This is a genomic window from Aggregicoccus sp. 17bor-14, assembly GCF_009659535.1.
Classification (GTDB): Bacteria; Myxococcota; Myxococcia; order Myxococcales; family Myxococcaceae; genus Aggregicoccus.
This window is the reverse complement of the sequence record NZ_VJZZ01000009.1, coordinates 119,793-140,213: the sequence shown is the minus strand read 5'-3', so window position 1 is coordinate 140,213 and position 20,421 is coordinate 119,793. Positions and strand designations below refer to the sequence as shown.

At 73.2% G+C, this 20,421-nt stretch carries 21 protein-coding genes; all 21 read right to left on the bottom strand.

The features are described 5' to 3' along the window. Positions 1–91: 91 nt before the first annotated feature. Positions 92–838 carry a tetratricopeptide repeat protein gene (locus FGE12_RS18345; RefSeq protein WP_153867792.1) on the bottom strand — a complete coding sequence of 249 codons (747 nt, stop codon included), beginning with the start codon at positions 836–838 and terminating at the stop codon, positions 92–94. After that, on the bottom strand, positions 835–2,697 hold the full coding sequence (locus FGE12_RS18340) for a BatD family protein (RefSeq protein ID WP_153867791.1): 1,863 nt from the start codon (positions 2,695–2,697) through the stop codon (positions 835–837). The genes FGE12_RS18345 and FGE12_RS18340 overlap by 4 nt, the downstream gene beginning before the upstream one ends. Next, positions 2,681–3,628, bottom strand: coding sequence for a tetratricopeptide repeat protein (locus FGE12_RS18335; RefSeq protein ID WP_153867790.1), 948 nt, complete (start codon positions 3,626–3,628; stop codon positions 2,681–2,683). The genes FGE12_RS18340 and FGE12_RS18335 overlap by 17 nt, the downstream gene beginning before the upstream one ends. Next, positions 3,625–4,677 carry a VWA domain-containing protein gene (locus tag FGE12_RS18330; protein WP_153867789.1) on the bottom strand — a complete coding sequence of 351 codons (1,053 nt, stop codon included), beginning with the start codon at positions 4,675–4,677 and terminating at the stop codon, positions 3,625–3,627. Before FGE12_RS18330 ends, FGE12_RS18335 begins: the two co-directional genes overlap by 4 nt. Continuing rightward, positions 4,677–5,687, bottom strand: coding sequence for a VWA domain-containing protein (locus FGE12_RS18325; RefSeq protein WP_153867788.1), 1,011 nt, complete (start codon positions 5,685–5,687; stop codon positions 4,677–4,679). The genes FGE12_RS18330 and FGE12_RS18325 overlap by 1 nt, the downstream gene beginning before the upstream one ends. Next, positions 5,662–6,675 (bottom strand): BatD family protein, encoded by a 1,014-nt coding sequence (locus FGE12_RS18320; protein ID WP_153867787.1) that lies wholly within the window; start codon positions 6,673–6,675, stop codon positions 5,662–5,664. Before FGE12_RS18320 ends, FGE12_RS18325 begins: the two co-directional genes overlap by 26 nt. After that, entirely contained in the window at positions 6,672–7,553 is an 882-nt protein-coding gene (locus FGE12_RS18315) for a DUF58 domain-containing protein (RefSeq protein WP_194798026.1), read from the bottom strand. Before FGE12_RS18315 ends, FGE12_RS18320 begins: the two co-directional genes overlap by 4 nt. A 20-nt stretch (positions 7,554–7,573) precedes the next feature. Next, positions 7,574–8,563, bottom strand: a complete 990-nt coding sequence (locus tag FGE12_RS18310; RefSeq protein ID WP_153867786.1) for a MoxR family ATPase — start codon at positions 8,561–8,563, stop codon at positions 7,574–7,576. Between the two features lie 114 nt (positions 8,564–8,677). Beyond that, positions 8,678–9,202, bottom strand: coding sequence for an aminoacyl-tRNA deacylase (locus tag FGE12_RS18305; RefSeq protein ID WP_153867785.1), 525 nt, complete (start codon positions 9,200–9,202; stop codon positions 8,678–8,680). 92 nt (positions 9,203–9,294) lie between these two features. Then, positions 9,295–9,492, bottom strand: a complete 198-nt coding sequence (locus FGE12_RS18300; protein ID WP_153867784.1) for a hypothetical protein — start codon at positions 9,490–9,492, stop codon at positions 9,295–9,297. A gap of 109 nt (positions 9,493–9,601) precedes the next feature. Next, entirely contained in the window at positions 9,602–10,390 is a 789-nt protein-coding gene (locus FGE12_RS18295; RefSeq protein ID WP_194798025.1) for a class I SAM-dependent methyltransferase, read from the bottom strand. 30 nt (positions 10,391–10,420) lie between these two features. After that, positions 10,421–11,176: a ZIP family metal transporter gene (locus FGE12_RS18290; protein ID WP_153867783.1), complete on the bottom strand. Its 756-nt coding sequence runs from the start codon at positions 11,174–11,176 to the stop codon at positions 10,421–10,423. Between the two features lie 56 nt (positions 11,177–11,232). Next, the gene (locus FGE12_RS18285; RefSeq protein WP_153867782.1) at positions 11,233–12,165 is read right to left on the bottom strand and encodes a protein-glutamate O-methyltransferase CheR; all 933 of its coding nucleotides are present in this window, start codon (positions 12,163–12,165) and stop codon (positions 11,233–11,235) included. An 11-nt stretch (positions 12,166–12,176) separates the two neighbouring features. Continuing rightward, complete coding sequence (locus tag FGE12_RS18280) at positions 12,177–12,785, bottom strand: hypothetical protein (protein WP_153867781.1); 609 nt, start codon at positions 12,783–12,785, stop codon at positions 12,177–12,179. Next, positions 12,782–13,354, bottom strand: coding sequence for a chemotaxis protein CheW (locus FGE12_RS18275; RefSeq protein ID WP_153867780.1), 573 nt, complete (start codon positions 13,352–13,354; stop codon positions 12,782–12,784). The genes FGE12_RS18280 and FGE12_RS18275 overlap by 4 nt, the downstream gene beginning before the upstream one ends. A gap of 23 nt (positions 13,355–13,377) precedes the next feature. Continuing rightward, positions 13,378–15,447, bottom strand: a complete 2,070-nt coding sequence (locus FGE12_RS18270; RefSeq protein WP_153867779.1) for a methyl-accepting chemotaxis protein — start codon at positions 15,445–15,447, stop codon at positions 13,378–13,380. 194 nt (positions 15,448–15,641) lie between these two features. Further along, on the bottom strand, positions 15,642–17,321 hold the full coding sequence (locus tag FGE12_RS18265) for a chemotaxis protein CheA (protein WP_153867778.1): 1,680 nt from the start codon (positions 17,319–17,321) through the stop codon (positions 15,642–15,644). Then, positions 17,321–18,403, bottom strand: a complete 1,083-nt coding sequence (locus tag FGE12_RS18260; RefSeq protein WP_153867777.1) for a GAF domain-containing protein — start codon at positions 18,401–18,403, stop codon at positions 17,321–17,323. Before FGE12_RS18260 ends, FGE12_RS18265 begins: the two co-directional genes overlap by 1 nt. Next, the gene (locus tag FGE12_RS18255; RefSeq protein WP_153867776.1) at positions 18,400–18,780 is read right to left on the bottom strand and encodes a PleD family two-component system response regulator; all 381 of its coding nucleotides are present in this window, start codon (positions 18,778–18,780) and stop codon (positions 18,400–18,402) included. The genes FGE12_RS18260 and FGE12_RS18255 overlap by 4 nt, the downstream gene beginning before the upstream one ends. 40 nt (positions 18,781–18,820) lie before the next feature. After that, the gene (locus tag FGE12_RS18250) at positions 18,821–19,258 is read right to left on the bottom strand and encodes a response regulator (RefSeq protein WP_194798024.1); all 438 of its coding nucleotides are present in this window, start codon (positions 19,256–19,258) and stop codon (positions 18,821–18,823) included. A 97-nt stretch (positions 19,259–19,355) separates the two neighbouring features. Further along, the coding region (locus tag FGE12_RS18245; protein WP_153867922.1) for a methyl-accepting chemotaxis protein at positions 19,356–20,421 on the bottom strand (1,066 nt) is incomplete at its 5' end.

Genomic DNA, 20,421 nt, shown 5'->3' with positions numbered 1-20,421 from the left:
CTTCCCGCCTCGCGGATCATCCCGCGCCGCCCGGTGCGCGGGCCGCAGTGTTCCTCAGTGGCCATCCGCGGCCATTCCGCTGGGAGCGGCCCTACAGCGCCTCCACCCCATCCACCGGCGCCCAGCCCTCGAGCCCGTTGGGCAGGCGCAGCTGCACGTAGCTGCCTGCGCGCTGCAGCAGCCGCACCTTGAGCCCGGCGTGCACCTCGAAGGCGACGCGGGCCTGGGGCTGGGGGAGGACTCGCGCCTGCAACGTGGGGGCGAGCACCACGGCCTCGCGCACGCCGTGGTGCACCCAGGCGTGCGCGGCAAGCAGCAGCCCCGCGGGCACCGCCGCGAGCAGCACCACGGCCGCGGCGAGCGCGACGGCGGTGCGGCTGCGCGGGCGCACCCCGCGGTAGAGCGCGATGAGCGCGAAGCCCAGCAGCCAGGCGGAGAGGAAGATGATGCTCACCGCCCGCCCGTCCGTGGCGGCCACGAGGCGCGGCAGGAAGTCATCCTCGGCCATGGAGCCCACCACCTTGTCGAGCTGGCGCGAGCGGGCGAGCGCGAGCTGCGCCTCCACGTCGTCGCTGCGGCCGCCCGCGCGCTCGGCGCGCTCGAGCGCGAGCACGGCGTGTCCGACGTCCCCCTGTGCGAGCGCGGTGGTGCCCAGGTTGTAGAGCACGTCCGCGCCGCCGTAGCCGTGCGCGAGCAGCTTCTCGTAGTCGCTTCGCGCGGAGGCGTAGTCCTCGCGCGAGTAGGCCTCGTTCGCCTGGGAGAAGAGGGCCTGGGCCTCGGTAGGGGTGTAGTAGCTCTGCGAGAGCACGGTGGCGAGCAGCAGGGCGGCGGCGCTCATCGGTCCCATCCCTCCATCACGGCGGCTGCGTCCGAGAGCACGCGCTCGCGGCCGGCGAGCTCGGCGCCCGGGGCGAAGCGCCCGGCGTCACAGGCGTCCAGCACCGAGCGCACGCGGGCCCGGCGCTCGGCATCCACACCGCTCTGGGCGAGCTGCGCGTCGAGCGCCTCGCGCGTGAGGCCCAGCACCGGGGTGCGCAGGCGCGCCTCGAGGAAGCCCTGCAGCGCGCGCTCCACCTCGGTGTAGAAGGCCTGCGCCGGAGCGCCCTCCCCTGCGAGCGCTTGCGCGGCGGCGAGGCGGCGGCGGGCCTCGCGGGCCTGGCGCTGCGAGGCGCCGCCGGCATCCGCGGCCCGCAGCCGCCCGCGCGCGAGCCCGAACAGGGCCGCCCCCAGCCACAGCACGAGCGGGGCCAGCACCGCGGGCAGGAAGAGCGGGTGCAGCCACAGGGGCGCGGAGGGGGCCGAGAAGGTGGCCTGGTGGCGCAGCGGGCGCAGCCCTCCGCCGGTGAGCACGTTCTTCGCGCCGTCCGCGTCCGCCCGCGGCGCGCTGGGGGTGCTGCTGCTCGCGCCCCCGGCCCCGGGCTCCACGGTGATGCGCACGGGATCGGTGCGGCTGACCTCGTAGCGGCGGGCCTTGGGGTCGAAGAAGGGGAAGGCGAGCGCCGGCAGCGTGAAGGTGCCCGTCTGCTGCGGCATCACCAGGTACTCGTGCATGCGCACGCCCTGCACCCTGTTGCGCCCGGGCGCCATGCGGTCCGTGGTGGTGGGGTCGAAGATGCGCAGGGGGGCGGGGCCGGTGAGGCGCGGCGGGGTGACGTTCTTCACGTTGCCCACGCCCTCGAGCGTCACGCGCACGGTGACGGGCTGGCCCAGCTCCACGCGCGTGGGGCTGGCCTCCACGGTGAGGCGCCACTGGCCCACGTTCGCGCTCTGCATGCCCGGCGGGGCGCCCGGCGGCAGCGGCTTCACCTTCACCGTGAGCGGGTTGGAGACGCGGTGCACGCGGTGGCCCGCGAAGAGGAAGCCGGTGGTGATGTCCGCCTCGGCGGCGGAGATGGAGAGCTCGCCCGCCTTCACCGGGAACAGCGCGCGGCGGCGCAGCAGGTAGGCCCGGTAGGGCACGCCGTCCACGATGCGCTGCTCGCCCGAGAGCTGCGAGGGGCTCTCCACGTCCTCGCTCCAGAAGCCCTCCAGCTTGGGCATCGTCACGGCGTCCACGCTGGAGAGGTCCACGCGGCTGAAGATGTAGAGGCTGAGCGTGGTCTGCTCGCCCACGTAGACCTCGTCCTTGTCCAGGCTCGCGCGCAGGAAGAGGTCCGAGTCGCCGCGGGGGATGCGCACCTCGGGCATGCGCAGGGCCTCGTCCATGTCCGGCGGGAAGCCGGGGAAGCCGGCGAAGGGATCGTTGGACTGGGCGGCGGCGCGCGGGTCCGGGATGTGGCCCTCGCGCACGCGGATGCGCACCGGCTGCGTGCGCCAGCTGCGGTCGCCCGCGACGAGCGTGGCGGGCGGGATGGTCAGGGTGCCCGAGCGCGTGGCGCGCAGGATGAGCGTGTAGCGGCGGGTCTCCTGCAGCACGGGCGGGCCGTTGCCGGACAGCTGGATGGAGCGCTGCGTGCTCTGCGAGGAGCTGAGCACCTCGAAGTCCTCGGGCGGCGGGAACTGCACCTGCGCGTCGTCCGGCGCGTCCACCGCCTCGACGATGAGGCGGAAGGTGTCCTGGGTGCCCACCTCGCTGCGGTCCACGCGCTGCGTGAACTCGGGCGCCCCGGCCCAGGCGGGGCCGGCCACGCCCAGGCTGCCTGCGACGGCGAGCACCAGCGCGAGGAGCGCCGCCGCGCTGCTACCAGTCCTTCTCATTGGGCCTCCTCGGCTGCTTCTTGTCGCGCTGCTGGAAGCGCCACAGCTGCAGGTTGCGCTCGTTCTGCTTCATCGCGTCCAGGAGCCGCTCGGCCTCCTCACGGTCGATCTGCTCCTGCGAGGTGCCGGCGTCGACCTCCTGCTGCTCGCCCTGCTCCGGGCTCCCGGCGTCCGAGCCGGCGTCCTGGCGCTGCTCGCCCTCCGACTGCCCGCCGTCCCCCTCCCCGCCGTCCGCTCCGCCATCCCCTCCGGCGTCGCCCGGGCCGCCGTCCGCCCCTGCGTCTCCCCCGCCGTCCGGCGTGCCGCCGTCCGCGCCCGCGTCCTGGCCTCCGTCGCCCGGGCCGGCGTCCTGGCCGCCATCCGCGCCGCCGTCTGCTCCCGCATCCGCGCCAGCGTCCGCGCCGCCATCCGCTCCCGCATCGGTGCCCGCATCACTCCCACCGTCCTGGCCGCCGTCCGCGCCCGCGTCCCCCTGCTTCGGCTCGGGCGGCGGGAGGTTGCGCAGCACCACCTCGAGGTTGTGGCGCGCCTGGGCATCCTCCGGGTCGAGCGAGAGCGCGCGGCGATAGGCCTTGATCGCCTCGAGGCGCTGCCCCGTCTGGGCGTAGAGGTTGCCCAGGTTGTAGGCCGCCTTCTGCTGCAGATCCCTGCGCTCGCTCTGCTGCACGCGGTTGAAGGCGGCCTGCGCCTCGTCCACGCGGCCCAGCTTCGCGAGCGCGTCCGCGCGGTTGAACTCCACGGCGGGATCTCCGGGGCGCGCCTTGCGCGCGGCCTCGAAGGCCTCGAGCGCCTGCTCGTAGTTGCCCGCCTCGTACGCGGCGCGCCCGCGCGCCACGTCCGGGTGCTCCTTCTCGAGCAGCCCCGCCGCGGCGGCGAGCCCCGGCAGGAGCAGGGCCCCCAGCACGAGCTGGAGCCAGAGCGCGCGCCTCATGCGGCCCTCCGGCGCGAGGGCAGGAGCAGCATCCCGAGCACCAGCAGCAGGAGCCCGGGCACGGCGAAGGACTGGAAGCGCTCGTCGTAGCGCACGGCCACGCGGCTCTCGAGCTCGCTCTTCTGCATCTTCTCGATGCGCTCGAGCACCTGGCTCATGGCCACGCCGCGCTGCTGGTAGAAGAAGGCGCCGCCGGTGGCCTCCGCGATGCGGGTGAGCCCCGCGCGGTCCAGGCGCGTGATGACCGTCTGCCCCGCGCGGTCCTTCTGGTAGTCCACGAACTCGCCGCGGCGGTTGGTGAGCGGAATGGGCTCACCCGACTCGCTGCCCACGCCCACCGCGAGAACCGGGATGCCGGCCTCCTTGAGGTCCGCCACCGACTCCTCCACCTCGCCGGTGAGGTCCTCGCCGTCCGAGAGCAGCACCACCACGCGCTCCTTCGCGCCGCGGTCCGCCCCGTCCAGCACCTGCTTCGCGAGCCGCAGCGCGCCGCCGATGTTGCTGCCCCCCTGCGGCATCTGCTCCGGCGACACCGCGCTCAGGAAGAGCTTCGCGGCGGCGTAGTCCGAGGTGAGGGGCGACTGCACGAAGGCCTCGCCGGCGAACACCACCAGGCCCACCCGGTCGCCCTTGAGCTCGTCCAGCAGCGTGGTCAGCTCCAGCTTCGCGCGCTCGAGGCGGCTGGGGGCCACGTCGCGCGCGAGCATGGACTTGGAGGCATCCAGCGCCACCACCACGTCGATGCCGCGCTTCTTCACCACCTCGGAGGTGCTGCCGCACTGCGGCTGCGCGAGCGCGACGCCCAGCAGCATCAGCCCCGCGCCGTAGAGCGCTCCCTGCGCCGCGGGGCGGGTGCGCGAGACGCCGGGTGCAAGGCGCGCCGCATGGCGCTCGGGCAGCACGCGCGCGAGCCGGGCGCGGCGGCGCAGGCCCACGACGAGCGCGAGCGCGCCGAGCACGAGCCCCACGAGCGCGAGCGCGAGGAAGGCGGGCTGCGCGAGGCCCGCGTTGTAGCCCAGGAGGGTGAAGCGCCAGGGGGTGGTCTCCATCACGGGAACACCCTCAGGAGCGTCGCGCGCAGCAGCAGCTCGAGCGCGGCGAGCGCGAAGGCGGCGAGCAGGTAGGGGTGGAACTCCTCGCTGTAGTTCGCCGAGGCGCCGCCCTCCATCAGCTTCGAGCGCTCGAGCGAGTCGAGCACCTGCTGCAGGCCGCGGCGCAGCCCCTCGGGGTCGGTGGCGCGGTAGTAGGTGCCGCCCGTGGTGTCCGCGATGTCCTGCATCAGCTCGGGGTTGATGGGGATCTCGGTCTCGCGCCACACCACGTTGCCGAACAGGTCCGTGCCCTGGGGAAAGGGCACCTTGCCGCCCTTGCCCACGAGGATGGTGTAGACGGGGATGTGCAGGCTCTTGGCCATGGCGGCCGCGTCCATGGGGGCGATCTTCCCGGCGTTGTTGTCACCGTCGGTGATGAGCACCACCACGCGGCTCTTCGCGTCCGAGCTGCGCAGGCGGTTGAGCGCGGTCGCCAGCGCATCGCCGATGGCGGTGCCGTCCTCGAGCACGCGCGTGGCGAGCTGCGCGATGACGCTCTTGAGCACCCCGTAGTCCAGGGTGAGCGGCGCCTGGGTGTAGGCCGCGCCGGCGAAGACCACCAGGCCGATGCGATCGTTGGCGCGCGCGGAGATGAAGTCGCTGAGCACCTGCTTCGCCACGAAGAGGCGGTTCTGGGGACGGAAGTCGCCGGCCTCCATGGAGGTGGAGAGGTCCAGCGCGACGACGATGTCGATGCCCTCCACGCTCGCGTCGCGCACGCGCGCGCCGCGCTCCTGCGGCCGCGCGATGGCCACCACCGCGAGCACCACCGCGGCGACCCGCAGCACGGGCAACACGGGAAGCAGGTAGGTGCGCAGGCCGCGGCCCTGACGCGCGAGCACGCGCGCCGCCGAGAAGCGCAGGGGCGCGCGCGTGCGCCGCTCGCGCCAGGCCCAGAGCGCGAGCAGCGGCACCAGCAGGAGGCCCCAGAAGGCCTGCGGGCTATGGAACGTCAGGTCCGGAGGCATGGGCGGCAGAGGGCGTGCTCGGAGGAGGAGGGACGTCGCCGGTGCGGTCCACCAGCGCGTGGGCGAAGGCGAGCGCTGCGTCGCACTCGGGGGCCGGCGGCTCGCTCTTCGCGTACTTCACCAGGTCCGACCCGGCGACGAAGCGCTCGAGCTCGGCCAGGGGCAGGCCCGTGCCGGCGGCGCGCGGGCGCAGGGCGAGCAAGAGCTCGGAGCTGGTGCACTCGAGCGCCTCGAAGGAGAAGCGCTCGCCGAGGTAGCCGCGCAGGATGTCCGAGAGGCGGAAGTAGAACTCGCGGCCGCGGCCCTGCTCCGGAAGGTGCTCGGCCTGCAGCGCGCGCAGCGCCTGGTGGGTGCGCGGCACGAGCGGGAGGGGAGGCGGGGGCGGCGGCACGGCGGCGTGGCGGCGGGCGAGCACGCGCGCGAGCAGCCAGGCCCCCAGCCCCAGCGCGAGCACGGCGAGCAGCCCCCAGACGAGGCGCCAGCTGCGCACGGCCACCTCGGCCGGGGCCTTGAGGTCCTCGAGCTGCGCGCCCTGGGCCGCCGCGTCGTCGCCCAGCGTGGAGCGCACCTCCACGGTCTGCGGCTCGGGAGTGAAGTGGCCCGGGTGGCCCGCGCCCCCGGCCGCCTCCTCCAGCGTCACGCGCGGCAGGGTGAGCTTGCCCAGCTCGTAGGCGGCGAGCTTGAGGCGGAAGGTGGTGACGGGTCCGGCGCCGCCCTTCGGTGCGTCCTCGCGCTGGCGCTGCTGCTCGAGCACCTCGAAGGCGCCGAGCTCCTTGGGAAGCGCGAGCTCCCAGCGCTGCTCGGCGGCGTGGGCCACCACCAGCTCGTAGGTGAAGGGCTCGCCCAGCAGCACCTGCGCGGGCTGCACGCTCGCGTGCACGGAGCGCGGGGCGGCGGCCTGCGCAGCACCGGCGTCCGCCGCGTCCGGCTGGGCGAGCGCGGGAAGGCACAGCAGGAGCGCGGCGAGCAGGGCGAAGGGCCGGCTCATGCCGCCATCCTCCGGGCGCGGGCGCGGAAGAAGCGCACGAGCGCGTTCGCGTAGTCCTCGCCGGTGCGCAGCTCGACGTGGTCGAGCTCGAGGCGCTGGAAGAGGCGGCGGCGCTCGTCGCGCGCCTCCTGCATGGCGCGCGCGAAGCGGCCGCGCACCAGCGGGTCCGCGGTGTCCACCACGTAGCGCTCGCCGGTCTCCGGGTCCTCGAGCTCCACGAGGCCGAGGCGGGGGAAGCTCTCCTCGAGCGGATCCGTGATGACCACGGGCACCAGGTCGTGACGGCGCCCCACGAGGCGCAGGGGCTTCTCGTAGTCCGGCGCGAGGAAGTCCGAGATGAGGAAGGTGACCGCCTTGCGCTTCGCCACCTGGCGCAGGTAGCCGAGCCCCACGCCGAGGTCCGTGCCCTTGCCCACCGGCTGGAAGGCGAGGATGTCGCTCACCAGGCGCATCACGTGGGTGCGGCCCTTGCGCGGCGGCACCACCTTCTCCACCCGGTCGGAGAAGAGGATGAGCCCCACGCGGTCGTTGTTGGCGATGGCGCTGAAGGCGATCTGCGCGGCGACCTCGGCGGCGATCTCGCTCTTGCTGCGCTCGCGGCTGCCGAACTCCTTGGAGGCGCTCACGTCCACCAGCAGCATCACCGTCAGCTCGCGCTCCTCGGTGAACACCTTCACGTACGGCTCGTTCATGCGCGCCGTGACGTTCCAGTCGATGGTGCGCACCTCGTCGCCGGGCTGGTACTGCCGCACCTCGGAGAAGGCCATGCCGCGGCCCTTGAAGACCGAGTGGTACTGGCCCGCGAGCATGTCCGACACCACCTTGCGGGTGCGGATCTCCAGCTTGCGGATGCGGCGGATGAGCTCCCTGGCGAGCACGGCGCGGTGTCTCCGGCCCCTTACGGCACTTCGACGCGGTCGAAGACGCGCTGGATGAGCTTCTCGGGGGTGAGCTCCTCGGCCTCGGCCTCGTAGCTGAGGCTGACGCGGTGGCGCAGCACGTCGAAGGCCACGGCCTTCACGTCCTCGGGGGTGACGAAGCCGCGGTGGCGCAGGAAGGCGTGGGCGCGGGCCGCCTGGGCGAGCGCGATGGTGGCGCGCGGGGAGGCGCCGTACTGGATGGCGCCGGCCAGGTCCTTGAGGCCGTGCTTCACCGGCTCGCGCGTGGCGAAGACCACGTTGAGGATGTAGTCCTTCACCTTCTCGTCCATGTAGATCTGGTGGACGAGCTCGCGGGCGCGGGCGATCTGCTCGAGCGAGACGACCTTGTGGGCGCGCGGCACGGAGCCTCCCCCCATGCGGTCCATGATGAGCTTCTCCTCCTCGCGGGTGGGGTAGCCCACCTTCACCTTGAGCATGAAGCGGTCCACCTGGGCCTCGGGCAGGGGGTAGGTGCCCTCCTGCTCGATGGGGTTCTGGGTGGCCAGCACGAGGAAGGGCGCGGGCAGGGGGAAGGTCTGGTCGCCGATGGTGACCTGGCGCTCGGCCATGGCCTCCAGCAGCGCGCTCTGCACCTTGGCGGGGGCGCGGTTGATCTCGTCCGCCAGCAGCACGTTGGCGAAGATGGGCCCCTTGCGCACGGTGAAGGAGGCCGCGTGCTGGTTGTAGATGGTGGTGCCCACCAGGTCCGCCGGCAGCAGGTCCGGGGTGAACTGGATGCGCAGGAAGTGGGCGCTGAGGCAGTCCGCGATGGTGCGCACCGTGAGCGTCTTGGCGAGGCCCGGCACGCCCTCGAGCAGCACGTGGCCGTTGCACAGGAGCCCGATCAGCACGCGCTCCAGCATGTAGCGCTGGCCGACGATGACCTTGGAGGCCTCCTGGTGGAGGGCCTCGACGAAGCTGCTTTCCTGCTGCACACGCTCGGTCAGCGCGCGGATGTCCGTGTTCATGTCCCCTCTGTCCTGCCCTCGAGCCGCGGCAGCCTAGGAGGTGTAGGTGCGCGGCTCAACAGCGCAGAGTGGGGGACATTCCGGGAAGGGCGCATTCCCTGCGGATTGCCGGAATCAGGGGTGGGCCGAGGCGCCGGTGTCCATCCCCACCCCGGAGACGTCCGGGCGGCGCAGGTGCTCGCGGCAGAAGCCGGCGACCAGGGGCCACTCCAGGGTGGCGAAGTCCTGGAAGCGCAGCTCCATGGCCTCGGTGTGGGAGCCGGCGCGCACGATGAGCCGGTCCATGAGGGCGAGCCGCTCGTCCACCATCACCGGCAGGCGGTAGAGCTGGCCGAAGGGGGGCTCCGCGCCCAGCTCGCAGTCGGGAAACAGGTCCGCGAACTCGGGCTCGGCGGCGGTGCGGCAGGAGGACACGCCGAGGATGTGGCGGGCGCGCTCGGTGTCCACGGTCTCGCTCGCCGGGAGCACCGCGAGCCACAGGCCGCGCTCGGTGCGCAGCACCACGGTCTTGGCCACGCGGTGGCCGCTGGTGTGGAGCGTGGCGGCGAGCTGCTGGGCGCTCACGGCGCGCGGGTGCGCGATGCGCTCGAAGGGGACGCGGTTGCGGCGCAGGTACTGCTGGATGGAGAGGGGAATCATGGCAACACTCCTCGCGCGGGCTCAGCCAAAGCTGAGCGCGCGGGGGCTGCCCCGCCACGGGCGGCCCCTGGAGCCCTCGGCGGGCGGGCCCCTCACGCGTAGACCTGGCTGCTGGCGAGCGAGAGCTCGAGCCTCCGCGCCACGCTCGCGAGCACGTCGTAGCGGTGGCGCAGGGCCTTGCGGAAGGCGCGCTGGTCCGTGTGGGCGATCTCCTCCAGGAGCGCCTGCAGCGCCCCGTCCAGTGCCTGCTTCAGGTCCTGCGCTTCACTCTGGGAGAGCTCGAGGAGCATGGGACACCTCCACGGGCGAAGGTAAGGCGCGCGGGGCCGGCGCTCCGGCGCCCTCCCCTCCCCTGCCTGCCCGGCGCCTGCGGGCGGGCGCTCGCCTGCAGGCCCTGCCCTAGACGGGCCGGAGCACGAAGACGCGGTCGAGGCGCAGGCTGCTGCGCTCGAGCGGCGCGTCCACCCGGTAGTCGAAGTCGTAGACCGCCACGGGGGCGAGCCCCGCCTCGCGGAAGAGGCGGCGGGCCTGGGCGCCGTCGTAGGTGCGGAAGTACCACTCGGTCTCGATGAGCAGGTCCTCGCCGCCGGGCGCGCCCGTGACCTTGAGGCGGTTGCGCATGGGGGCGCGGCGCAGGCGGCGCTCGGGCAGCCCCTCCTGCGTGTTGCACACCACCGTGGCGCCGCCCACCTGCCCCACCCAGCGCTCGCGCTCGGGGTGCTCGCGCGCGTAGTCGGTGAGGTGGAAGCCGAGCGCATAGAGGCCTCCCGGCTTGAGCAGGCGGCGGGTGCCCTGCAGGTGCGCGAGCGCCGCCGCCTCGCTGTCCAGGTAGCGGAAGGTGGAGACGAGGTTGAAGGCGAGGTCCACCCGCCCCTCGAGCTCCGGGGCGCGGAAGGCCTGCATCGGCGCGTGCTCGAGCCGCACGCGCGCGCGCTCCGCGGGGGTGAGGCGCCCCTTCGCGTGGGCGAGCATGCGCTCGGAGAGATCGTAGCCGACGAGCTGGTAGCCGCGGCGCGCCCCTTCGGCGAGCAGGCGCCCGGCACCGCACGCGGGCTCGAGGAACAGCGTGCCGCCCGTGCCGAGGCGGCGGTTCACCGCCTCGAGGAAGTCCATCTCCTTGGCGGTGTCGGTGCCGAAGATCGCCTCGTAGTACTCGGGGTGATCGTACCAGTCGCGCAGGCGCTTCACGGGGTAGCTGGCTCCTGAAGAGGGAGAGGACTAGTGCTCGGTGAAGCGCGCCAGCGCGAGCATCACGAGCAGCCCCACGGCGAGTGCCACGAGGTTGCGGCCCTTGCGGTCCTTGCCGTGGCGGTTCACGTGCGGCAGCAGGTCCGACACGGCGATGTAGAGGAAGGTGCCGGCGCTGAAGGCGAGCGCGCGCGCGGCGAAGGCCTCGTGCTTCACCACCGCGTCGAAGCCGAAGTAGAGCGCGGCGCCCAGCGGCACCATCAGCCCGTAGAACACCGCGTAGGCGAGGATGGTGCCGGGCTTGCGCCCCTCCGCCTTGAGGATGGACGCGAGCGACAGGCTGCTGGGCACCTTGTGCGCCACGATGGCGATGAAGGCGGTGAGCCCCACCCCCTCCTGCACCGCGGAGCCGAGGGCGAGCCCGTCGAAGAGGGTGTGCACCGAGAGGCCGAGGAAGGCCGCGAGCCCCATGCCCCCGCCGCCGTGCCCGTGCACGTGCTCCTCGCAGTCGGGCGGCTCCTCGCACGCGTGCGAGAGCACGTAGCGCTCGAGCACCAGCAGCAGCACGAAGCCCGCGGGCACCATCACGAAGGAGCCGTAGCCCCCGCCGTGGTAGGCCTCGGGCAGCATGTGGAAGAACACCGCCCCGAGCATCACGCCGGCCGCGAAGGCCAGGAAGCTGATGAGGCGGGTGGCGCGGCGCGTGTACACGGGCACCAGCGCGCCGGCGAGCGCGCCCGCGACGATCACCAGGGAGTAGAGCGCGACCGAGGCTGCGACCGACATGCGGCGCGCTGCCTAGCACGAAGCCGGGGCGGGAGCGAGGCCAACTCCCGCGCCCCTCAGCGCTGCGGCGCCGGGACGGCCGTGTACACGGTGGGCCGCACGGGGCGCACGCGCTGGGTGACGCCGTTGAGGCTCTCCGCGTGGCCGAGGAAGAAGTGGCCTCCGGGGGCGAGCCGGTCGAGCAGCTGCTCGATGACGCGCGCCTTGGACGCGGCGTCGAAGTAGATGAGCACGTTGCGGCAGAAGACGAGGTCGAAGGGGCCGCGCACGCGCAGGGGCTGCTCGTTCAGGTTCAGCCGCTCGAAGCGCACCAGGGAGCGCAGCAGGGGCCCCGCCTTCATCAGGCCCTCCTGGCTCGCGGTGCCCTTGAGCATGAAGGCCTTGAGCAGGTGCTGCGGGATGTCGCGCGACTTCTCCACCGGCCACAGCGCCGCGCGGGCGCGGGCGAGCACCCGGCTGGAGAGGTCGGTGGCCAGGATGTCCACGTCCCAGCCCTCCTCGGCAGGCAGCGCGTGGCGCAGCAGCATGCCGAGGCTGTAGGGCTCCTCACCGGTCGAGCAGCCGGCGCTCCACACGCGCACGCGCCGGCTGCCGCCGGGCGTGGCGCCCTGGGCGCGCCAGTGCGGCAGCAGCTCGTGCTCGAGGAAGTCGAAGTGCTTCGGCTCGCGGAAGAAGTGCGTCTCGTTCGTCGAGATGAGGTCGAAGAGCTGCACCTGCTCGACGGCGTCCTCCTGCGCGCGCTCGAGGTAGCTGCCGAAGGAGCTCAGCTGCAGCTCCCGCAGCCGCCGGCCCAGCCGGCCCATCAACAGCGCGCGCTTCGCATCCGAGAGGCGGATGCCCACCTGCGCGTAGATGAAGTGCTGGAATGCGCGGAACTCGCGGTCGGTGAGCGGGGGCAACCCCGTCTGCGGGACCGGGAGCTCCTCCACCAGGCGCGGGGGGCGCTGCGCCCCCGCGGCCTGCTGCTGCCCTGACTCGACCGACTGCATCGGCTGCGCCTCTAGAGGTTGATGAGGAGGCCGAGGGTCGCGCCGAGCCCGAAGTCCGGGCCGCCGCTGCTGTGGGGGGTGGCGAGCACGTCCACCTCGAGCATGGGGTAGATGCGCGAGGTGAGGGCCGTGGTCACGCCGAGCCCGCCCATCATGGTGAGCGTGGGCGAGGACTTCACCGGCACCGCGAGGCGCGCGGCGGCGTACGCGTTGGGGTGGAAGGCGTAGCTGACGCCGGGGATGAGGGTGACCGGCCCCATCTCCCCGCTGTAGTACGTGGAGGAGACGTCCATCTCGAGGAAGATCACGTCCCGGAGGATGACGCCGAAGCCCACGGAGGGAGAGAAGTCCTTCTGCGGCCCGGCCAGGCTGGTGCCGGCGTAGCGGGCCGACAGCGTGGTGCCGCCCATCAGCGCGACGTAGAGCGGCAGGCCGGTGGACGGCGCGGCGTCCGCGGCAGCAGCCACGGGGGCATCCGGGGTGGCGGGCACCGCGGTGGGCGCCGGGGGCAGCGCCGCCTCACCCGAGGCGTCCTCCGCGCGCGCCTGCGTCGAGAGCAGCATCAGCGCCGCCGCGGCGGCGGCGAGCGAGGAGCGGCCTGCGTCGAGAGCGCGGCTCATCGGGAGGCCTCCGCGGACTCCGCCACCACTGCGCCGACCGCTGCCGCCTCCAGCACCGGGGTGGGTGCGGGGCCTTCCATCTCGAGTGCTTGCGTCACGTGAATCTCCTGGGTGCTCAATACGCGGTTGATGTCCAGCAACAGCACGAACTTCTTGCCCTCGGTGCGCCCCATGCCCTGCAGGTAGTCCATGCGCACGGCGGTGCCGAAGGCGGGCGGGGGCTCGATGTCCGCGGCGGTGAAGTCCACGACCTGGCTCACCGCGTCGGCCACCACGCCCACCACCACCTGCTCGCCGCCCAGCTGGATCTCCACCACCACGATGCAGCTCCACTTGGTGACGGGCGCGGATGCGAGACCCAGCTTCACGGCCAGGTCCACCACCGGCACGACGCTGCCGCGCAGGTTGATGACGCCGCGGATGAAGGGCGGCGCGCTGGGGATGCGCGTCACCGTGTCGTACTCGATGATCTCCTTCACCTGCAGGATGCTCAGGGCGAACTCGTCCTCGCCCAGGAAGAAGCTGAGGTACTGGCGGGGCGCTGCGGGTGCTGCAGGACTGGGATGCATGACGCTCTGTCTCCTGGAGTCGCTCAGAAGCTCTTGAAGTCGCGGTCGTCGCTCGAGGCCGGCGCGGCCACGTCGCTCGCCGCACGCTTGGCGGGGGGCGCCGGCGCGGGCGCGGCCGGGCGCACCGGCAGGTGCACGACGGACGAGGTGGCGGAGGCCGCCGGCGCACCGGGACGCGCGGTGGCCCCCGTCGGAGCCGCCTCGTGCTCGGTGCGGAAGAAGGCCATCAGCTGCTGCAGGCTGTGGGCGTGGCTCGCCATCTCCTCGGCCGTGGCCGCGAGCTCCTCGGCCGCCGACGCGTTCTGCTGGGTGACGGAGTTGAGGCTCATCACCGTGCGGTTCATCAGCCCCACGCTCTGCGCCTGCTCGCTGCTGGCAGCCGCCACCTCCTTCACCAGCTCGCTCGTCTGCTGGATGTTGGGCACCAGCTCCTGCAGCATGTTGCCCGTCTTCTCCGCCTGGGCGACGCGCATGCCCGACAGGGACACAATCTCGCGCGCCGCCTTCTGGCTGCCCTCCGCGAGCTTGCGCACTTCCGACGCCACCACCGCGAAGCCCCGGCCGTGCTCGCCGGCGCGCGCCGCTTCAATCGCCGCATTGAGGGCCAGGAGGTTCGTCTGGTACGCGATGTCCTCCACGATGCTGATGCGGCTGGCAATCTGCTTCATCGCCTCCACCGTCTCGGCCACCGCGCGCCCGCTCTCCGCCGCATCCGTCGCCCCCTTGAGGGCGAGCGCATCCACGCGGCCCGAGTGCGCCGCATTCTGGCCGATGCTCGTCATCATCTCCTCGAGGCTCGCGCTCACCTCCTCGAAGCTCGCCGCCTGCTCGCTGGTGCCGCTGGAGAGCGACTGGCTCGTCTGCGACAGCTGCGCCGCCGCACTCGAGAGGGCCGCTGCTCCGCCGCGCACCTCGCCAATCACCTGGGCGAGCCGCTCGCTCATGGTGCGAAACGCGCTCGCCAGCACCCCAATCTCATCGTCGCTGTGGTGCTCCACCCGCCCCGTCAAGTCGCCGGCCGCAATCTGCGCCGCCACAGCCGAGATGCGCTCGAGCGGACGGGTGATGCGGCGGATGACGGCCAGCACCGCGAGCGCGAGCGCCACCAGCGCCAGCACCCCGAGCGCCAGCGTGAAGGTGCGCAGCTCCGCCGCGGGCGCCAGCACCTTGTCCAGCGGCGCGAACACCGCCAAAGCCCAGGAGTTCTCCGCGTGGCCCGCCTTGAAGGGGACGACCACCATGATGGCCTCGGCGCCGAGCACGTCCGAGTACACGCGGCCCACCATCTCGGTGTTGCTGGCCAGCGCCTTCTTGATCAGCGCGCCCGCGTCCGAGTCCCCCACCGGCTTGCCCAGCAGCTCCGCCTTGGGGTGCGCGATGATGGCGCCCTGGGTGGAGGCGAGCAGCGCGTACCCGGTCTCGAAGGGCTTGATGTCCGCGACCTGCGCCTGCGTCGCCTCGAGCGGCATGTCCTCGCCGACCACACCCACGAACTTGTCGTCGATGAGGATGGGCACGGTGATGCCGGTGATGAGCGCGGTCTTCCCGGCGATGGTGTAGAAGTACGGCTCGAGCCACACCTCCTTCTTGGTGCTGCGCGGCAGCAGGTAGCAGTCGCCGGGGCCGGGCACCTCGTAGTCCGCCGGCACCTCGCGCTGCACCGTGCCGCTGCCGCGGTTCCAGTACTGCATCATGCGGCCGGTCGCGTCCGAGCCGTCCTTGTTCACGAACTTCGCGTCCTGGCCGTCCCAGGCGTTGGGCTCCCACACCGTCCAGATGCCGGTGACCTCGGGCGACTGCTCGACCACGCGGCGGATCATCGCGTAGGCGGGGTCGCGGTCCGTGTCACCGCTGACCTTCAGGGCGGCGTACGAGTTGGCGAGCGTGCGCGAGGTGAGCATCGCGCGCTCGAACCGGGCCTTCACCCCGGCGGCGGAGTTCTCCGCCAGCTCGGTGGCCGCCTTGGTCGCGAGCTCTTCAGCGACCCGCGACGACTGGCGGTTCACGAAGAACACCATGAGGCCCAGGGCGACGGTGATGATGCCGCAGAGGGAGAAGAGGAGCTTGGTCGAGAGGCGGTTGCTGAAGTTCATGGAGTCAGGGCTGCGCAGAGGAGGTGCGTTTCGCGTGCTCGAGCGTTGAGCAAGTTCCGCGCCGTTCGGATCTTTCCGCTCCAGCGCCGCCGTGGCCCGGATTACGGGGTTTTGCGAGGAGGGGGCGGGACCCCGTCCCGGGGACCGGGGTCCTTGCCACCCGGGTACGGCGACCCGGGTGGGTGGCGCGCGCCTCAGGCCGCGGCGGGCTGGGCGCGCAGCGCCTGCTGCAGCAGCGAGGGGACGTCGAGGATGAGGGCGACCTGGCCGGTGCCGAGGATGGCGGAGCCGGTGACGCCGGGGATCTGCGCGAAGATCTTGCCCAGGGGCTTGATCACCGTCTGCGCCTGGCCGAGCAGCACGTCCACCGCGAGCCCCACCTCGCCCCGCCCGTGTCCCACCACCACCACGTTCTCGCGCGGGGGCAGCGCGCCCGGTACGCGGAAGTGCGAGCGCAGGCGAAGGAAGGGCAGCGGGCGGCCGCGCAGGTTGATGACGCCGGCGTTCTCCGCGCCCAGCGCCTCGGTGGGCAGCTCGAGGCACTCGAGCACCGTGTCCAGCGGCAGCACGTAGGTCTCCTCGCCCACGCCCACCGAGAAGCCCTCGATGATGGAGACGGTGAGCGGCAGGCGCAGCGTGACGAGCGTGCCCTTGCCGGGCTCGGAGTCCACGCGGATGCTGCCGCGCAGCTGCTCCACGTTGCGCCGCACCACGCTCATCCCCATGCCGCGGCCGGACAGCTCCGTCAGCGCCGCGGCGGTGGAGAAGCCTGGGGCGAAGATGAGCTCGAAGAGCTCCGCGTCCTCGAGCTGCTCCGGTGCGGCGTGCAGCCCCGTCTCGCGCGCCCGGGCGCGGATGCGCTCGCGGTCCAGGCCCCGGCCGTCGTCGGACACCTCGATGACGATGGAGCCGCCGTCGTGGCGCGCGTGCAGCGCGAGCGTGCCGGTGGGGTCCTTGCCCGCGGCCGTGCGCGCCTCGGGCGTCTCGAGGCCGTGGTCGAAGGCGTTGCGCACCATGTGCGTGAGCGGGTCGCGCAGCAGCTCCACCACCGTGGTGTCCACCTCCACGTCCTCGCCCGAGAGCTCGAGGCGCGCGCGCTTGCCGGTGCTCGCGCACAGGTCTCGCAGCGTGCGGCTGAAGGGCTGGAAGGCGCGCTCCACCGGCACCATGCGCACCTTCATCACCTGCTCCTGCAGGTCCAGGTAGAGCCGGTCCGCGTCGCGGTGGGCCTCGAGCAGCTCCTCGCGGCTGTAGCGCTCGCCGCTCTCCAGCATCGCGGCGAGCCGCCCGCGCGAGACGGCGATCTCCCCCGCGAGGTTGAGCATCCGGTCCAGCCGGTCCAGGCCCACGCGCAGGGTGCGGGCACCCTCGCGCCGCGCGCCCGGCTCCTCGAGGTGCCCGGGCGCACCGGGCTCGGCGGCGCCCGGCTCCGCGCTGCCCTGCTCTGCGACAGCCGAGCCTGCGGGCACGGGCGCGCCGGTGCCCAGCGCGGCCGCGCTCAGCTGGTCGATGAGCGCGCGCTCGGCGGCGCCGAGCACCGGCTCGCGCTCGGCGCTCACCTGGTGCAGCACGCGCAGCGCGTCGTGCCCCTGCAGCAGCAGGGTGCCCAGCTCGCGGCTCATCGAGAGCGTGCGGCGGCGCAGCCGCTCGAGCAGGTCCTCGAGGTGATGCGCCAGCTCGCTGATGGCGCCCAGGCCCACCATCGCCGCGCCGCCCTTGAGGCTGTGCGCGCTGCCGAAGATGCGCTCGAGCAGCTCGGGTGCGTCCGGGGTGGCCTCGAGCGCGAGCAGTCCCTGCTCGAGCGCGTCGAGCAGCTCGCCCGCCTCGGCGTGGAAGATCTCCCGCACCAACTTACGGTCTTCGTCTGCGAGCATCACGCCGCACCTCCCAGCACCTTCACGCTCGCGACCCCGTCACTGAGGCGGAAGCGCAGCTTGCGGCTGCGCGAGCCGCCCACGCCCTCCTCCACCACCGGGATGCCCGCGACCGCGAGCATCCGGAGCGCCTGCTGCACGTTGCGGGCGCCCACGCCGTTCGCGGCCTCCGCCGCACCCGGGCCGGCGCCGACGCTGGCGCCGCCGAACACCTTGGCCTGCAGCTGCGAGCGCCGACTGCCCAGCGCCTGGAGCGCGTCCACCAGCGCGGGGATGGCGCCGTCGCCGTAGCGGTGCGGGGCAGCGTCCGGGCCGCCCGGCGAGGTGGGCAGCAGGTAGTGGTTCACCCCGCCCACGCGCAGCCGGCTGTCCCAGAGGCACACCGCCACGCAGGAGCCGAGGATGGTGCTCACCTCGACCGCGCCCGAGGCGGCCGCGGCGGAGTACAGCTCGCCGGGGTGCAGGTAGACGAGCGAGGGGGTGGGCTCGGCCGCCGGCACCAGGGTGTGCGCGGTGCCGACGAAGGTGCCCGCCGCGGCGCGCGGCAGGGCGGCGAGCGGGGGGCGCACCGGGGCGGCCGCCGCGAGCGGCTGCGGCGCGCCCGCGGGCTCGAGCACCTTCAGCGCGCGGCCCGCCTCCTGGGCCAGCAGCGAGAGCAGGTCCGCGTCCGCCTGGGTGAGCTGGCGCTTGTGCGGCAGCAGCCGGAAGAGCGCGAGCACGCCGCAGATGCGGGTGCCGTCGCGCACGGGCACGCAGCCGCTCAGGTTCCACTCGTCCGAGCTCGCCTCGCCGCCGAAGCTGCGGCCGGCGATGTAGGGCACGCCCGCGCGCGCCGCCTGGTGGATGAGGCCGCGCGCCGTGGGCCAGGGGCTGCCGCTGCCCACCTTCAGCCCCACCTGGTGCGCGACGACGAGCGCGCCGCTGGCCGCGTCCAGCTCGAGCAGCGCGAACTCCTCGCAGCCCACCAACTGGCACACCACCTCCTCCACCGCGCCGAGCACCTCGGTGCGGGTGCGCGCCGCGCGCAGGGGGCCGAGCATGGCGGTGAGCGGGAGGGCCATGGGGACGGGCGTGGTCCTCACGCGCCCTCCCCGAGCAGCCCGGCCACCTTGGCCAGCAGCTCCGCCGGATTGAAGGGCTTGGTCACGTAGTCGTTGCAGCCGGCCTCGTAGCCCGCCTCCACGTGCTCGGGCTCCGAGCGGGTGGTGACCAGGATGACGGGCAGGGCCGCGGTGTCCGCCGAGGCGCGCAGCGCGGCGCAGGCCTCGAAGCCGTTCATCTGCGGCATGATCACGTCCATGAGGACGAGGTCGGGCCGCTCGGTGCGCGCCAGCGCGAGCGCCTCCTGGCCGTTGGTCGCGCTCACCAGTGCATAGCCGGCGCGCCCCAGCACCATGCGCTCCATGGCGAGCACGGTGGGGGAGTCGTCGACGAGGAGGATCTTCTTCGGGGAAGTCATCGGTGTTCCGGGGGAAACGAGAGGGGGCGGAGCGGGCGCTTCAGGCGACCCGCGCGGGGCGTGCGGCGAGCAGGCCGTCCACGACGGAGAGCAGCTCCGGTCCGGTGATGGGCTTGCGCAGGAAGGCGCTCACGCCGGCGGCGCTCGCCTGGCGCCGCAGCTCCACGGGGCTCGCGTCGCTGGTGAGCATCACCACGGGCACCGAGCGCACCTGCGCCAGCGCGTGGGCGCGCAGCGCCTCGGTGAAGCCCACGCCCTTGAGGCCGGGCATGTTGTAGTCGGTGATGACCAGGTCCACCGGCTCGCGCCCGAGCTGGTGCAGCGCCTCCTCGGCGCTGCCGGTCTCGATGAACTCGAGCCCGCGCGCCGAGAGGTACAGCCGCACCAGCGTGCGCACCGCGCGGCTGTCGTCCACGAGCAGCACCCGCGCGGCCGTTGCCTTCACCGGGCCTGCGGCGGGTGCATCCACTGCCTTCATCGCGCCTGCGTCCATCGTGTGTGTCTCCCGTGCGCTGCGGAGGTGAGGACCTCCGGGGCGCACCGTGTTCTGGGTGGAAGGGTTCAGCGCTGCGGCGCTACGCCGCCGGCGTCCCGCTGGAGCCGCGCGCGGGGGTGCTGCCTGCCTGCTCGGCCCCGCCCTGCTCGCGCACCGGCAGGTGGAAGAGGGGGGCCGGCGTCGGGGAGGCCTCGTGCTCGGTGCGGAAGAAGGCCATCAGCTGCTGCAGGCTGTGGGCGTGGCTCGCCATCTCCTCGGCCGTGGCCGCGAGCTCCTCGGCCGCCGACGCGTTCTGCTGGGTGACGGAGTTGAGGCTCATCACCGTGCGGTTCATCAGCCCCACGCTCTGCGCCTGCTCGCTGCTGGCAGCCGCCACCTCCTTCACCAGCTCGCTCGTCTGCTGGATGTTGGGCACCAGCTCCTGCAGCATGTTGCCCGTCTTCTCCGCCTGGGCGACGCGCATGCCCGACAGGGACACAATCTCGCGCGCCGCCTTCTGGCTGCCCTCCGCGAGCTTGCGCACTTCCGACGCCACCACCGCGAAGCCCCGGCCGTGCTCGCCGGCGCGCGCCGCTTCAATCGCCGCATTGAGGGCCAGGAGGTTCGTCTGGTACGCGATGTCCTCCACGATGCTGATGCGGCTGGCAATCTGCTTCATCGCCTCCACCGTCTCGGCCACCGCGCGCCCGCTCTCCGCCGCATCCGTCGCCCCCTTGAGGGCGAGCGCATCCACGCGGCCCGAGTGCGCCGCATTCTGGCCGATGCTCGTCATCATCTCCTCGAGGCTCGCGCTCACCTCCTCGAAGCTCGCCGCCTGCTCGCTGGTGCCGCTGGAGAGCGACTGGCTCGTCTGCGACAGCTGCGCCGCCGCACTCGAGAGGGCCGCTGCTCCGCCGCGCACCTCGCCAATCACCTGGGCGAGCCGCTCGCTCATGGTGCGAAACGCGCTCGCCAGCACCCCAATCTCATCGTCGCTGTGGTGCTCCACCCGCCCCGTCAAGTCGCCGGCCGCAATCTGCGCCGCCACAGCCGAGATGCGCTCGAGCGGACGGGTGATGCGGCGGATGACGGCCAGCACCGCGAGCGCGAGCGCCACCAGCGCCAGCACCCCGAGCGCCAGCGTGAAGGTGCGCAGCTCCGCCGCC

Coding starts and splice junctions, on each gene's coding strand:
- FGE12_RS18345 (WP_153867792.1), bottom strand. CDS start 838: ATGAGCGCCGCCGCCCTGCTGCTCGCCACCGTGCTCTCGCAGAGCTAC.
- FGE12_RS18340 (WP_153867791.1), bottom strand. CDS start 2,697: ATGAGAAGGACTGGTAGCAGCGCGGCGGCGCTCCTCGCGCTGGTGCTC.
- FGE12_RS18335 (WP_153867790.1), bottom strand. CDS start 3,628: ATGAGGCGCGCGCTCTGGCTCCAGCTCGTGCTGGGGGCCCTGCTCCTG.
- FGE12_RS18330 (WP_153867789.1), bottom strand. CDS start 4,677: ATGGAGACCACCCCCTGGCGCTTCACCCTCCTGGGCTACAACGCGGGC.
- FGE12_RS18325 (WP_153867788.1), bottom strand. CDS start 5,687: ATGCCTCCGGACCTGACGTTCCATAGCCCGCAGGCCTTCTGGGGCCTC.
- FGE12_RS18320 (WP_153867787.1), bottom strand. CDS start 6,675: ATGAGCCGGCCCTTCGCCCTGCTCGCCGCGCTCCTGCTGTGCCTTCCC.
- FGE12_RS18310 (WP_153867786.1), bottom strand. CDS start 8,563: ATGAACACGGACATCCGCGCGCTGACCGAGCGTGTGCAGCAGGAAAGC.
- FGE12_RS18305 (WP_153867785.1), bottom strand. CDS start 9,202: ATGATTCCCCTCTCCATCCAGCAGTACCTGCGCCGCAACCGCGTCCCC.
- FGE12_RS18300 (WP_153867784.1), bottom strand. CDS start 9,492: ATGCTCCTCGAGCTCTCCCAGAGTGAAGCGCAGGACCTGAAGCAGGCA.
- FGE12_RS18290 (WP_153867783.1), bottom strand. CDS start 11,176: ATGTCGGTCGCAGCCTCGGTCGCGCTCTACTCCCTGGTGATCGTCGCG.
- FGE12_RS18285 (WP_153867782.1), bottom strand. CDS start 12,165: ATGCAGTCGGTCGAGTCAGGGCAGCAGCAGGCCGCGGGGGCGCAGCGC.
- FGE12_RS18280 (WP_153867781.1), bottom strand. CDS start 12,785: ATGAGCCGCGCTCTCGACGCAGGCCGCTCCTCGCTCGCCGCCGCCGCG.
- FGE12_RS18275 (WP_153867780.1), bottom strand. CDS start 13,354: ATGCATCCCAGTCCTGCAGCACCCGCAGCGCCCCGCCAGTACCTCAGC.
- FGE12_RS18270 (WP_153867779.1), bottom strand. CDS start 15,447: ATGAACTTCAGCAACCGCCTCTCGACCAAGCTCCTCTTCTCCCTCTGC.
- FGE12_RS18265 (WP_153867778.1), bottom strand. CDS start 17,321: ATGCTCGCAGACGAAGACCGTAAGTTGGTGCGGGAGATCTTCCACGCC.
- FGE12_RS18255 (WP_153867776.1), bottom strand. CDS start 18,780: ATGACTTCCCCGAAGAAGATCCTCCTCGTCGACGACTCCCCCACCGTG.
- FGE12_RS18250 (WP_194798024.1), bottom strand. CDS start 19,258: ATGAAGGCAGTGGATGCACCCGCCGCAGGCCCGGTGAAGGCAACGGCC.